Genomic DNA, 13,613 nt, shown 5'->3' with positions numbered 1-13,613 from the left:
ATTATGCAATTTATTCCTCCTGTTGAGGCACTCAAAAGCCAGCTTGATACGCTTAGCGATAGCGCTAAAAAAGGGTTTATACGCCTTAGTACCTCTTGTCAGGTCAATCACCTGATGGGATGGCTAAACGCGCAGAGCGAGTATCCCCGCTTCTATTGGCAATCCCGAGAAGCTGGCGCCGTTGAGTATGCGACGTTGGGGGCTGTTAAGGCGTTTGATTCACTAGCCGCGCTGCAGGCTGACCTTTCCAGGCTGGCAGATTTGGGGGGCGAGCAGCCGGACTACTTCGGTGGCATGGCTTTCGACACCAGTACGGTAGGGTGGGAGCATTTTCCTGGCTGTCATTTTTTGCTGCCGCGTATAGAGCTTAGGCGCCAGCAAACTGTGACGACGCTATCACTCAATCTGCGCTTTGATGACCGCTGCCCAGAGGCCGAGATAGCCCAGGCGCGTGCCTGTTTGGCTGCCCTGAAAGAGGAGCAGCCGTTGCCGCGCTTGCGGCCGCATGTTTATCAGCGTGAAGACCGCCCTTCGCAGAAGGCGTGGGCGGCATCGGTCGCGCAGGTCACCCATCCTGATCACCTGAGCCACACACCCAAGGTGGTGCTTTCACGGGAGACCTGCCTGACGACACCTGAAACGCCTAACCCTTGGGCGCTGCTAGCACGCTGGCAGGACGGCGCCGCCGACTGTTTCCACTTTGGCGTCCAATTGACCTCACATGAAGCGTTTATCGGCTGCCCGCCGGAGCAGCTCTATAAGCGTGAAGGGATTCATTTAACGACAGAAGCACTGGCGGGCACTACACGGCGCGGGCGGGATGCCCAGCAAGATCAAACGCTTGCCGATGAACTGCTGGCCGATAAGAAAAACAGCTTGGAAAACCAGTGCGTCTATCAGCAGCTTTTGATCCAGCTTGAGCCGCTCTCTTGTCACGTCCAGATGGGCGAGGCGCATACTGTTAAGCTGCGCTCGGTACAGCATATCCGTCGTCTGATTCACGCCGAGTTGCACCGAGATGTCACTGACCAACAGTTGCTTGCCGTGCTACCGCCTACCCCGGCGGTGGGCGGTGTGCCCCGCGAGTCGGCACTGGCATTTATTCGCCAGCATGAGCGCCATCGCCGTGGCTGGTATGCAGGCGTCTTGGGTAGAATCAGTCACACCAGCAGTGACCTGTCGGTGGCCATTCGCTGCGCCCATATCAGCCCAGAAACGATTCGCCTTTATGCCGGAGCAGGCATTGTGGCAGGCTCTCAGCCGGACGAGGAGTGGCGCGAGCTGGATACGAAAATTGCTGACATTATGTCACTGCTTGGGATGGGATAATGCATATGACAGCACCTGTATCTACCGATTTTGCCATCCAACACGCCACCTTTAATCATGTATGGGCGGCGCTGATGCTGGAGGAGCTCTACCGCTTAGGCGTCCGCGACGTGGTGCTGGCGCCGGGTTCACGCTCATCGCCTTTGACCATGGCCGCCAGCGAACACGCCGGGCTGCGCTGCCGCTGCCACTTTGATGAGCGTGGGCTGGGATTTATGGCGTTGGGCATTGCCCGGGGCAGTCAGCGCCCGGTCATCATTATCACCACCTCAGGCACCGCTTTAGCGAACCTTTATCCGGCGGTAGTGGAAGCCAAATTGCTCGGCGTGCCGCTTATAGTGCTTTCTGCCGACCGCCCGATTGAACTGCTGGACAACGGCAGCAACCAGGCGATTGACCAGCGGGATATTTTCTCCCGCCACACCATTGTTCACCACGACCTGCCGCCGCCAGATGCTGCGATAAAAGCGGCATTCCTACTCAGCACGCTTGACCAAGCGGTTGACCAGCAGCGCCGTACTCCTGGGCCTCTTCACATTAACTGCCGTTACCGCGAGCCGCTTTACCCCGGCAGTTGCCCTATGGATGCCAGTGACTATCTCGCCCCGCTAAGGGAGTGGCTGACGACTTCAAAACCGTGGAGTGATTGGCGGACCAGCACTGCGTTTCCCGCGTTTAATAGTGAGTGGAAAACGTTTGCCCAGCAGCGGGGCCTGATTGTCGTTGGCAGTGTTGATGATTTTCAGCAGGCGCAGCATGCTGTTGAGCTATCCAAGCAATTGGGCTGGCCGTTGCTGGCGGATGTGCAGAGCCAGGTTCGGTTTGATCCTCACAACCTGATTTATTTTGATTTGGCGCTGCATGATGAGCGGTTCAGCGCTGAGCTAACCAAGGCAGAAGTGCTGCTGCAGTTTGGTGGCCGACTGATTTCCAAGCGGTTAAGCCAATTTATTGCCCAGCAGCCCTGGCAGGATGTCTGGTTGGTTGATCCGCAGCCCCAGCGGTTGGATCCTGACTATTGCGTTAAGCGCCGTTTGGTATGCTCGCCTGCCGACTTTATCGCTGATTTGCCAACACACTTTGAACAATCGCCTTGGCATCAGTTGGATAGCCTCCAACGACGCACCTGCCTGCTTGTGGAAGAGCGGTGTACGGCATTCTCAGAAGTGGGTGTTTGCCACCTTTTAGCACAGTTGGCTGAAGGGCAGCTGTTTATAGGCAACAGCCTGCCCGCGCGGCTAATGAATATGCTGGGTACGCATCGCCAAACGACGCTGCGAGTATTGGCTAATCGCGGGGCCTCCGGTATCGATGGCCTGATCGCAACGGCCTATGGCCTCAGCTGCACATGCTCGGAACCCACGACTATCGTGCTGGGGGATACCAGTGCTCTGCATGATCTCAACAGCTTGGCGCTACTGAAACAGTCCAGCCAGCCTCTGGTGGTGGTCATTCTTAATAATGATGGCGGCAGTATTTTCCATATGCTGCCGGTGCCCAAAGAGGGTGAGCTGCTGGAGCGCTATTACCGCCAGCCCCACGGCTTGAACTTCGAGTATGCGGCTAAGATGTTTGGGCTTGGCTACTCGGCGCCCAGTTCATTGGAGGCCTTCGCGGCGGCTTATACCCAGGCGTTAGAGGCGGGCGTTTCACTGATCGAGGTTAACGTGCCCCATCAGCAGGTCGCCGATGACCTCAAGGCCCTTGGCGCAGCGATTCGAGGGGAGCCGCGTGAGCAGTAAATCACAGCAGCAGGCACCTACCCTGGTGCTGCTCCACGGCTTACTGGGGGATCGTCAGGATTGGGATGAGGTCATCGCTGGCTTGGAAGGCATTAACTGCTTAGCGTTAGACCTGCCGGGCCACGGTGAGAATCACCAGATACGGCTGGCCTCGTTTGAGGCGTTTCACCATTGGCTGTGCGACACATTGAGTGACCGAGGCGTTAGCCGCTACTGCCTGCTGGGTTACTCCCTGGGTGGGCGTTTGGCGCTTTACCATGCCAGCCGTCAGCCATCGGGGTTGGAAGCACTCTGGCTGGAGAGCGCTCACCCAGGGTTGCCTGCAAACGAGCGCTCTGCCCGAATTGCCCACGATGAACGCTGGGCAACACGTTTCGAGCAGGAGTCATTAGAGAATGTACTTGCCGACTGGTATCGGCAGCCGGTGTTCGCCGACTTAACCGAGGCCCAGTGCACTCGGCAGATTCAACGTCGGCTAGCGAATCACGGGCCAGCCATCGCCAGCATGCTGCGATCAACTTCCTTAGGCCAACAGCCTTCGCTTTGGCAGTGGCTGGAAAGTACCTCGCTTCCGGTAAGCTACTTTTCGGGGCAGCGGGATGCCAAGTTCCACTCTTTGGCATCTCATCTGACAACAATGGCCCCGCGCCTGCGCCATATCACGCTGGAAGGGGGCCACAATCTCCATTCCGAGCAGCCGGATGAAATCTCACATAACCTCAACGCCTGGTATCAGACGCTTGGCTAAACCACCGGTCAGCTGATTAGAATTAACCAGGGCAGGCCAATGACTAGCCAGACCACCAGGAATAGCAGTCCAAAGATCGCCCCCAACCGCCAAAAGAGTGCGCTGGGCAGATAGCCGCTGCCGTAGTAAACCGGGCTTGGACCTGTACCGTAGGGGGTGAGAATGCCCATAAAGCCAAGTGTGGGTAGCAGCAGCAGAATAAACATCTGCATATCCAGTCCGGCAACCCCGGTAGCTGCCGCCAGAATCACGGGTAGCAGGGCGGTAACGTGGGCCGTCACGCTGGCAAAGAAGTAGTGCAGTAGATAGAAAATGACCACCAGCGCTACCATGGCCATCAGCGGGTCGAAGTGGCTTATCTGACCGCCCACCACATTGCCAAACCAACTAACGAATCCCACTTGGCTAAGACCGCCTGCCAGTGCCACCAGGGTGGCAAACCATACAAAGGTATTCCAAGCCGCGCGATTATTAAGAATATCGTCCCAGTGAATGATGCCCGTTAACAGCATGCCGCAGATCACCACTAGGCCCACGAGTGAACCAGAGATAACACTGCCGGCAAAAATCCACAGCAGCAGGGCGGTGACCACCATCACGACCAGCATTATTTCATGGCGGGTCAGTACGCCCAGCTTGGTTAACTCCTTTCCCGCCCAGTCAGAAATTTCATCGCCTGCCTTCACTTCGGGGGCGCATAGCCAGTAGCTCAGCAGCGGCACCAGCAGAAGCAGCAGAATGCCCACCGGCACGACCGCCATAAACCACTGTCCCCAATTGACCTGAATACCAGTGGTGCTTTCGGTGAGCGCGATAGCCAATAAGTTGGGGGCCAGTGCGGTCAAAAATAGCGAGCTGGTTACGCAGGTGGAGGCCAACGCGGTCCACATCAAGAAGCTGCCCATGCGCTTCATGCTGGGGTCATTGGGGTGCGAATCGTAAAGCGGCGGTAGATTGCGAATGACTGGATAAATCGTGCCCGCACTGCGCGCGGTATTCGAGGGCGTAAACGGTGCCAGAATGCCATCGGCAATCATCACCGCATAGCCAAGGGTCAGCGTGCGCTTCCCCATGGCTTTGACCAGCCAAAGCGATATCCGCCTGCCGAGCCCGGTTTTTTCATACCCCAAGGCAAACATAAAGGCGCCAAAAATCAGCCAGACGGTGGAGTTGGTAAAGCCCGACACCGCCCAGGAAAAAGCTTGTCCGGCGGGGTTGAAGCCGTCAGCGGCCAGCTGTTCGGGAGAGAACAACACCCACCGAGAAAGCAGTGCCACCAGGGTAACGCCGACCAGACCTACCACCGCCCCCGGTAGTGGCTCAAGAATCAAACCCACCACGCAGCCCAGAAAGATGGCTAAAAAATACCATGCATGGGGAGCTAGCTCGGGGGGAGTGGGTATCAGCGCGACGATGATGGCGACTGCTAGCGGAGCTAACAATTTCCATCGCGGTGAGGGTTGAGCATTCGTCGTCATTCGGCACCTCTCTTGAGTTTATCCTGGCGATTGTTGTCGTCTGGCGAATAGGGATCTGCCATGCACGGGATGGCTGGAAGAGTAGGTGCTGCGGCACGCCGGGAACAGCAATGCCGACTCAATTCACTTCTTCCTTGATTCACGTCAATAGTCCTTTCGACTAACAAGCAGGGTCTGCAGCGGGCATGATAGGTTCGAATAAAGAAGACGGCAGCGTAGATTGCCGCCATTACCACCTGTGACTTGGCTAATGAAGGGGCTTTTCATGCAGCAGCGAGATTTCGATATCGTCATTGTGGGTGGGGGTGGCGCAGGCTTGCGTGCTGCCATTGGGGCCGCTGAGCACGCCAAGGAGCATAAGACACCTCAACGTATTGCGCTGCTGTCCAAGGTGTATCCCATGCGCTCCCATACCGTGGCCGCTGAAGGCGGTGCTGCCGCCGTCACCAGTGCCGAAGATTCCCATCAGGCGCATTTCGATGACACCGTGTCAGGCGGTGACTGGCTGGTTGAGCAGGGTGTCGTCGACTACTTTGTTCATCATGCTTATCGAGAGCTGGTGCAGATGGAGCGCTGGGGCTGCCCCTGGAGCCGTAAAGACGATGGCCAAGTGCAGGTGCGCCGCTTTGGGGGCATGAAAACCGCCCGTACCTGGTTTGCGGCCGACAAAACCGGCTTTCATATGCTCCACACCCTGTTTCAGACCTCGCTGAAATATCCTGAGATCGAGCGGTTCGATGAGTTTTTCGTGCTCGATCTAGCCGTTCACGAAGGTGCGGTGATTGGCGTGATAGCCCTGCAGATTGCCACCGGTGAACTGACCCTGCTGCGCGCTAAAGCGGTGATTCTCGCTACCGGCGGCGCAGGGCGCTTGTTCCGCTTCAATACCAACGCGGGCATTGTCACCGGCGACGGTATGGCGATGGCTTATCGTCACGGTGTGGCGCTGCGGGATATGGAGTTTGTCCAGTACCACCCCACCGGTTTGCCTGGCTCCGGTATTTTGATTACCGAAGCGTGCCGGGGCGAAGGCGGCATTCTGCTCAATAAAGAGGGCTACCGTTATTTGCAGGATTACGGCCTGGGCCCGGAAACCCCGCTGGGCAAGCCGGAAAACAAATACATGGAACTGGGACCGCGGGACAAGCTCTCCCAGGCCTTCTGGCAAGAGCAGCAGGCGGGCCGCACGGGTAAGTTTGGCGACAGCGACGTGGTTTATCTCGACCTGCGCCACTTGGGTGAAAAGTATATCTTGGAGCGCCTGCCGTTTATCTGCGAGTTGGCTAAAGCCTATATCAATGTCGATCCTGTTAAAGAGCCCATCCCTATTCGCCCGGCGGTGCACTACACCATGGGTGGGATCGAAACCGACCCTCAGTGCGAAACCTCCATCGCCGGGCTTTATGCCGCTGGGGAGTGCGCCTCGGTGGGGCTGCACGGCGCTAACCGGCTAGGCTCCAATTCGCTAAGTGAGCTGCTGGTGTTTGGCCGCTTAGCCGGGGAGCAAGCCAGCAAGCGTGCAGCAAAAACCGAGTGGGCCGATGAGCGGCTGCTGGAAGCCCAGGGTGATCGTCAACAAGCCAAGCTGCTGCGCCTCTGTGACGGAACCGGAAGTGGGGAGAACTGGGTCGAACTCAAGCGCGCCATGGTGCAGGCCATGGAGAGCGGCTGCGGTATTTACCGCACTGAAGAGGGCATGCGCCATTCGCTTGAGACCATGCGCCAGCTGCGCGCTCGCTTCAATAAGATACGCGTTAAAGATACCAGCAAGATATTCAATACCGAGCTGCTGGAGTGTATCGAGCTTGGCTATGGTTTGGATATTGCCGAAGCCTCTTGCTTGAGTGCTCTTGAGCGCCGTGAATCCCGCGGTGCCCATCAGCGCCTGGATGAAGGTATGCAGAAACGCGACGACGTTAATTACCTCAAGCACAGCCAGGTGTTTTACCAAGGCGAAGCGAATGCCGAACTGCACTGGCAGGATGTCGATGTGCGGTTCTCCGCACCGGCTGAGAGGGCCTATGGCGATGCAGGCAACGGGGGCAAGGCATGAGCACCGAGCAGATCAATGCTAAGAACGTTAGCACCAAGCAAATAAGCGTCAAACGCTACCTGCCCGACAGCTCAGCTGAGCCCTATTGGCAGCAGTACGAACTGCCGGTGGACGACAGCACCTCGCTGTTGGATGCCCTTAACCACATTAAAGAGCAGCTCGATAGCACCTTGAGCTACCGCTGGTCTTGCCGGATGGCGATTTGCGGCTCTTGTGGCGTGATGGTGAACGGCATTCCCAAGCTTGGTTGTAAAACTTTCCTGCGCGATTACGAAGGCGAGATCCGCATCGAGCCGCTCTCCCACTTTCCGGTGCAGCGGGATCTGGTCGTGGACATGGAAATATTTCTTGAGCATCTGGCCGCGGTGAAGCCCTACCTGATCGATGACAATCCGGTGAAAGCGTTTGATCCCCAGGCGCCGGAAACCTATCAACAGTCACCTGAACAGCTCGCCCGCTACAAGCAGTTCGCTAACTGTATTAACTGCGGCCTCTGCTACTCGGCCTGTCCGCAGTTCGGGCTTAATCCTGAGTTCCTTGGCCCGGCGGCGCTAACGCTGGCTCACCGTTACAACCTGGATAGCCGCGACCACGGCAAGAAGCAGCGTATGGCCGAACTTAACCGCCATGAAGGCGTGTGGAGCTGCACCTTTGTGGGCTTCTGCTCCAAGGTATGCCCCAAACACGTTGACCCGGCTGCGGCGGTAAATCAGGGCAAGGTTGAGGCAGCCAAACACACACTCATTGCGCTGTTTAAAGGGTAGGGGAGGAACGTCATGGATAAATTATCAACACAACGCCTGCCACCACTGAAACGCAACTGGTGGCTCAAACACCGCTTTTTTAAACTCTATATGCTGCGCGAAGCCACGGTGCTGCCGCTGGTGTTTTTTACCCTCTGCCTGCTTGCCGGTATGGTTGCCCTGTTGCAGGGGGCGGATAGCTGGCAGGGATGGATAGCCTTTATGGGCTCTCCCATCGTATTAGTGCTGAATCTTCTTGCGCTGGCCGCCAGCCTGTTTCACGCCGCCACCTTCTTTGTGCTGTTCCCACGGGTAATGCCGCTGCGTATCGCCGGGCACAGTCTGCCTGATCAGGCCATTGTGGCTGGTCAGTGGGCAGGCGTGGTGGCAGTCGCGCTGCTGTTTTTCTGGCTACTGGGGAGGGCATAAACATGGAAAAAATAGCCATGAATAAACCAGACATGGGTAAAAACAGCACTCAGCACAAACAGGCCTTTGACGAGCCGCTTTGGTGGGGGCTGTTTAGCGCGGGCGGTGTCTGTTTTGCCGTCTTGCTACCTGCTGTGATTCTCTTTATCGCCGTTCTTCTGCCCCTGGGTTTGCTGCCCGCTGGGGCGTTGAGCTATGAGCGGGCATCATCGCTGCTGTTTAGCGTGCCGGGCTTTCTGTTTGTTGGGGCGGTGGTCTGTTTGCCGCTATTTCATGCCGCTCACCGCCTGCGCCATGGGATGTTTGATATCCGTGTGGGCAATGACGCACTTAACAAAAAACTGATGTACGGTGGGGCTGCGCTGTTAAGCATTGTGGCGCTGGGTCTCGTCGTTGCAGGTATGTTGGGTTAAGCGATTCTCGGCAAGAACCACGTCCAAAAGCGAACGAAAAACCCTCTGGCAAAGAAAAAGAGACTGGCATGATCAACGGACTCACTGAATCGGAACTCTATGCGCCCATCGAGTGGCAGGATCGCTCCGATGACTATCAGGATATTTTGTACCACACCACTGCCGATGGCATTGCGCGCATCACCATCAACCGCCCCGAGGTACGCAACGCCTTTCGCCCGCTAACGGTGAGCGAGATGGCCCAGGCGCTTAACCGCGCCCGCCACGACAGCGCCATTGGTGCCATTCTGCTCACGGGTGCAGGCGACAAAGCGTTCTGTTCCGGCGGTGACCAGCGCATTCGCGGTGACTATGGCGGCTATCAGGATGAAGAGGGTACCCACCACCTCAACGTGCTGGATTTCCAGCGCGATATTCGCACTTGCCCCAAACCAGTAGTGGCGATGGTGGCGGGCTACGCCATCGGCGGTGGCCATGTGCTGCATCTGATGTGCGACCTGACTATTGCCGCCGACAACGCTGTCTTCGGCCAGACAGGGCCCAAGGTCGGCTCCTTCGATGGTGGCTACGGCGCCTCTTATATGGCGCGCATTGTGGGCCAGAAAAAGGCCCGGGAGATCTGGTTTTTGTGCCGCCAATATAGCGCCGCCCAAGCGTTGGAAATGGGGCTGGTCAACCACGTGGTGCCGTTGGAGACGCTTGAAAAAGAGAGCGTGCGCTGGTGCCGGGAAATGCTACAGCACAGCCCCATGGCACTGCGCTGCCTAAAAGCCGCGCTCAATGCCGACTGCGACGGTCAGGCTGGGCTGCAGGAGTTGGCGGGCAATGCGACTATGCTCTACTACATGACCGAAGAGGGACAAGAGGGGCGTAACGCCTTCAACGAGAAGCGCCGCCCGGATTTTTCCCGCTACCCGCGTAACCCTTAATGCAACTGGCGCTCTACCGCTACGCCCTCCCGTTCCGCCAGCCGCTAATGTTTAAAGGACAGCGGCTGGCGAATAGAGAAGGGCTGTTAGTTTCTATCCACGGGCAGTGGGGCGAGATTGCCCCGCTACCCGGATTCTCGACTGAAACGCTGGCGGAAGCTGAAGCCGAATGTCTGGCCTGTTTGTCTGCTTTGAGCCGAGGCGAAAAAGTCTCCCCAGCACTGCCATCGGTTCAGTTTGGACTCGACTGCGCCCAACGCTCTTGGCCAAGCAATCTTCCTGCTTCTTTGCCGCCCTACCCACTGCTCCAGGGCTCACCAGGGGAGTTGATAGAGGCTCTTGGAGAAAGCGATTGGCAAGCGTCTCCACCCTCTCGGCTCAAGTTGAAGGTGGCACGCTATGCAATGGAGGAGGAACTGGCGCTGATCGAACAGCTTGCCGCTCGGCTACCCAACACCAAGCTGATTTTGGATGCCAACGGCGGCTGGACGCGGGAAGAGGCCCAGCGTTTCTGTGCGCGCCTGTCCCTTGCGCAAATCGATTACCTGGAAGAGCCCTGCGCTACCTTCGCTGACACCATTGCCGTGGCAGAAGAAACAGGGGTGGCCATTGCCCTGGATGAAACGCTATCGCGCCGGGAAGAGTGGCACTGCCACCCGCAGCTCAAAGCCCTGGTAATCAAACCCACGCTGATCGGCTCGCTAATTGCCTGTGAAGTACTCGTTCAACGGGCACGGGCGAGCGATCTACGTGTGGTGATCTCCTCCAGCTTTGAATCCGATTTGGGTCTTGGGCTGCTTGCTCGGTTGGCCAGCGAGTGGGCGCCCAATGAGCCGCCAGGGCTGGATACCGGCCATTGGCTTACCGAGCGCGTGACAACCGCCACGGGCGAAGTGAAGACAGAAAAGTTGCACTGCCTCTCGAAATTGGAAAATTCAGCGTGATAGAAAACTGCCCCATCCACTACTGGGCCAAAGAGACCCCAGAGCAAGTCGCCATAGAGGCGGGTTCAGTAAAGCTTAGCTACCGAACGCTTAATCGCCGCGTGGCGTCTTTAGCGCAGCAACTGGCTCGGAAAGGGTTTGTGCCGGGTGATCGGCTAGTGGTACCCGCTAAAGGCTCGCTCGAATCCTTGCTGCTGGCGTGGGCCTGCCTGCGGGCCTGGGTAATTTTCTGCCCACTTAACCCTGCCTTTCCCGTTGCCCAGCAGCTCAATTTAGCCAAGCGCTTGCAGGCTGGCCGCGTTTGCCAAACGGAAAGCGGCGACGATTACTCCTCCCAGCTAACGTCGATTACCCTGGATTTCCTGGCGGAAGCCGATGCAGATGAGCCTCCGGCGCTCGATGGGCGCCAGCTGTGCAACACCATTTTTACCTCAGGCTCCAGCGGTACGCCCAAAGCGGTGCTGCATCGTGTGGCCAATCATTTGGCCTCCGCGCGCGGCTCTGCGTCGTTTATTCCCGTTGATCAAAACAGTGGCTGGCTGCTCTCGCTGCCGCTGTTTCATATCGGTGGCTACGCTATCCCATTTCGCGTTTTTCTCGCCGGTGGGCGGGTGATTCTTGATGAGGACCCACACACGCTTCCCGCGCGTCTTGAGCAGCAGTCGATTACCCATCTTTCACTGGTACCCACCCAGCTTTGGCGGCTGCTAAAGGCGGGCTTTACGCCCCAGCACACGCAGTTGCGCGAGCTGCTGCTGGGCGGCGCGGCCATTCCCGCACCGCTGGTGGCGAAGATGACATCACTGGGGCTAACACCGAAAGTCAGCTACGGGCTCTCCGAGATGGCCAGCCAGGTTTGCACCGGGATACCTACCGCGCCGGGCGTCGTGGGCAGGCCACTACCGGGTCGAGAGGTCAGAATAGTCGACGGTGAAATTCAGCTGCGTGGCGAGACCCTGTTCTGCGGCTATTTGAATAACGGCGAGGTTGATCCAGGTCTCAATAACGAGGGATGGTTTGCGACCCGTGACAAAGGGTACTTTACTTCACAAGGTGCGCTAGTAGTGGAGGGACGGCTCGATAACGGCTTTATCTCCGGCGGCGAGAATATTCAGCCGGAAGCTATCGAACAGCGCTTGGTCGATCACTCTAGCATCGCCCAGGCGCTAGTGGTGCCGGTGCCTCACCCCGAGTGGGGTGAGCGTCCGGTGGCGTTTATCGATTGGCATGGAGAAGCCGAGACAGAACAGGCGCTAAGCGCCTGGGTTCGTGAGGCACTACCCGGCTTTATGGTGCCCAACGCTTGGCTAGCCTGGCCGCCAGGGGTTGGCTTTAAACCCTCCCGTAAGCAGTTTGCTGAGCTGGCGCGAAAGCAGTTGATTAATAAGTAGCCAGCTGGTGTGGTTATGCTATTCCTGGTGGTATCAGTGGCGGCAAGTAGCGCTCCAGCAGTTGGGCAGCATGTAATACCTTAAGGTCTTGATATTTGTCTGCAACAAGGTGCAAGCCTACCGGCAGCCCCTGGTTATCCAGCCCGCAAGGCAGTGATGCGGCGGGCTGTTGGGTAAGGTTGAAGGGATAGCTAAACGGCGTCCAGTCCATCCAGTCGCGATAGTGGTCACCCGGTGGTACGTTGTGGCCCGCAGTGAAGGGGACAATTGGCATGGTGGGCGTGACCAGCAGGTCATACTGCTCATGAAATGCCGCCATATGGGCGGTCAACTCGCTACGCTCGCGCCGGGCGGCAAGGTAGGCGGAAAGCGATACATCTTGCCCGCGCCTGGCGATATCTAGGAACCCGGGGTCGAGGGCTGCCTGCTGCTGTTCGTTCAGTTTTTCGAGTGCTTGAGTGGCTCCCGCAAACCAGAGCGTATTAAACGTCTTGAGCGGATCGCTAAAGCCAGGATCTATACGTTCTACAGTAGCGCCTAGAACTTCTAAATAGGCAACGGCCTCCTCAACCAGTCGGGCAATATCCGGCGCCACCTCTACATAGCCAAGGTCAGCACTAAAGGCGATTCGCCAGCCGCGTAGATCCGCAGGAGGAGGCGTTAGCCAGTCCGGCCCAAGCGGATTGCCGGAGTAGCCATCCCGAGCATCAGGCTGCGCCATCACGCTAAGCATCAGCGCGCTATCAGCTGCTGTTCGGGTCATCGGCCCCAGGTGAGAAAGTGTGCTCATGGTGCTGGCGGGCCACTGGGGCACCCAGCCAAAGGTCGGTTTAATACCAAACGTGCCGGTAAAGCTGCATGGAATGCGGATGGAACCACCCGCGTCGCTGCCCTGATGCAGCAAGCCAAGGTTAAGCGCCGCGGCTGCCCCCGCGCCGCCGGATGATCCACCTGGCGTTAGTGCTGTGTTCCACGGGTTGCGGGTAATGCCGTGCAGCGGGTTGTCGGTGACGCCTTTCCAGCCAAACTCCGGCGAGGTGGTTTTGCCAATCACGATGGCCCCGGCGTTGCGTAGGTGGCGGCTGATCGGGGCGTCTACCTGCCAAGGGCCCTCTGCCGAGGTAGTGGTCGACCCAAGGCGTGTCGGTAAACCTTTGGTTAAGGTCAGATCTTTAATGGTAATGGGGATGCCATCCAGCGGTCCGCAGGGCGTGCCTGCTTGCCAGCGCCGCGCTGATTCTATGGCTAGGCGTCGAGCCTCCGCATCGTTAACGCAGGTAAATGCATTGACCTTAGGGTTATCCCGTTCAATCCGCGTCAAGCAGTCCTCGACGAGTGACTCCGGCGAGAGCGAGCCCTCGCCGAAACGGGCCAATGCCTGAACGGCTGTTAGTGTTTCAAAGGTCTCGGCCAT

Annotated in this window: 12 protein-coding genes; 10 read left to right on the top strand and 2 right to left on the bottom strand. The window is 57.8% G+C overall.

Annotated elements, in window-relative coordinates; all coding sequences use genetic code 11:
* The first annotated feature begins 3 nt into the window (after positions 1–3).
* From AC5TBW_RS17090 to menH, 3 genes are read left to right on the top strand one after another with little or no spacing between them, the layout of a single operon-like run.
* Positions 4–1,329: an isochorismate synthase gene (locus AC5TBW_RS17090; RefSeq protein WP_495509711.1), complete on the top strand. Its 1,326-nt coding sequence runs from the start codon at positions 4–6 to the stop codon at positions 1,327–1,329.
* Positions 1,330–1,334: 5 nt separating this feature from the next.
* On the top strand, positions 1,335–3,071 hold the full coding sequence (gene menD / locus AC5TBW_RS17085) for a 2-succinyl-5-enolpyruvyl-6-hydroxy-3-cyclohexene-1-carboxylic-acid synthase (protein ID WP_495509710.1): 1,737 nt from the start codon (positions 1,335–1,337) through the stop codon (positions 3,069–3,071).
* Positions 3,061–3,819: a 2-succinyl-6-hydroxy-2,4-cyclohexadiene-1-carboxylate synthase gene (gene menH / locus AC5TBW_RS17080; protein ID WP_495509709.1), complete on the top strand. Its 759-nt coding sequence runs from the start codon at positions 3,061–3,063 to the stop codon at positions 3,817–3,819. Before menD ends, menH begins: the two co-directional genes overlap by 11 nt.
* 8 nt (positions 3,820–3,827) lie before the next feature.
* Here the strand turns inward: menH and AC5TBW_RS17075 are convergent, their stop codons facing one another.
* The gene (locus AC5TBW_RS17075) at positions 3,828–5,297 is read right to left on the bottom strand and encodes an anion permease (RefSeq protein ID WP_495509708.1); all 1,470 of its coding nucleotides are present in this window, start codon (positions 5,295–5,297) and stop codon (positions 3,828–3,830) included.
* Between the two features lie 265 nt (positions 5,298–5,562).
* Here AC5TBW_RS17075 and frdA point away from each other — a divergent pair, with 265 nt between their 5' ends.
* The 7 genes from frdA to AC5TBW_RS17040 all read left to right on the top strand — a co-directional run bounded on the left by frdA (position 5,563) and on the right by AC5TBW_RS17040 (position 12,199).
* Positions 5,563–7,350 carry a fumarate reductase (quinol) flavoprotein subunit gene (frdA, locus tag AC5TBW_RS17070; protein ID WP_495509707.1) on the top strand — a complete coding sequence of 596 codons (1,788 nt, stop codon included), beginning with the start codon at positions 5,563–5,565 and terminating at the stop codon, positions 7,348–7,350.
* Positions 7,347–8,114 (top strand): succinate dehydrogenase/fumarate reductase iron-sulfur subunit, encoded by a 768-nt coding sequence (locus tag AC5TBW_RS17065; RefSeq protein WP_495509706.1) that lies wholly within the window; start codon positions 7,347–7,349, stop codon positions 8,112–8,114. The genes frdA and AC5TBW_RS17065 overlap by 4 nt, the downstream gene beginning before the upstream one ends.
* Positions 8,115–8,126: 12 nt before the next feature.
* Positions 8,127–8,522, top strand: a complete 396-nt coding sequence (locus AC5TBW_RS17060) for a fumarate reductase subunit C (RefSeq protein WP_495509705.1) — start codon at positions 8,127–8,129, stop codon at positions 8,520–8,522.
* Between the two features lie 17 nt (positions 8,523–8,539).
* Positions 8,540–8,935, top strand: a complete 396-nt coding sequence (gene frdD / locus AC5TBW_RS17055) for a fumarate reductase subunit FrdD (RefSeq protein ID WP_495509704.1) — start codon at positions 8,540–8,542, stop codon at positions 8,933–8,935.
* Positions 8,936–9,003: 68 nt separating this feature from the next.
* Complete coding sequence (gene menB, locus AC5TBW_RS17050) at positions 9,004–9,864, top strand: 1,4-dihydroxy-2-naphthoyl-CoA synthase (RefSeq protein WP_495509703.1); 861 nt, start codon at positions 9,004–9,006, stop codon at positions 9,862–9,864.
* Positions 9,864–10,808, top strand: a complete 945-nt coding sequence (gene menC / locus AC5TBW_RS17045; protein WP_495509702.1) for an o-succinylbenzoate synthase — start codon at positions 9,864–9,866, stop codon at positions 10,806–10,808. Before menB ends, menC begins: the two co-directional genes overlap by 1 nt.
* Positions 10,805–12,199 carry an AMP-binding protein gene (locus tag AC5TBW_RS17040; protein WP_495509701.1) on the top strand — a complete coding sequence of 465 codons (1,395 nt, stop codon included), beginning with the start codon at positions 10,805–10,807 and terminating at the stop codon, positions 12,197–12,199. Before menC ends, AC5TBW_RS17040 begins: the two co-directional genes overlap by 4 nt.
* Positions 12,200–12,212: 13 nt before the next feature.
* Here AC5TBW_RS17040 and AC5TBW_RS17035 read toward each other — a convergent pair whose 3' ends face one another.
* The gene (locus AC5TBW_RS17035) at positions 12,213–13,613 is read right to left on the bottom strand and encodes an amidase (RefSeq protein ID WP_495509700.1); all 1,401 of its coding nucleotides are present in this window, start codon (positions 13,611–13,613) and stop codon (positions 12,213–12,215) included.

The organism is Vreelandella sp. ssv (assembly GCF_059448525.1).
Note: the sequence above shows the minus strand (reverse complement) of the source record. Positions and strands in the feature narration are given on the sequence as shown.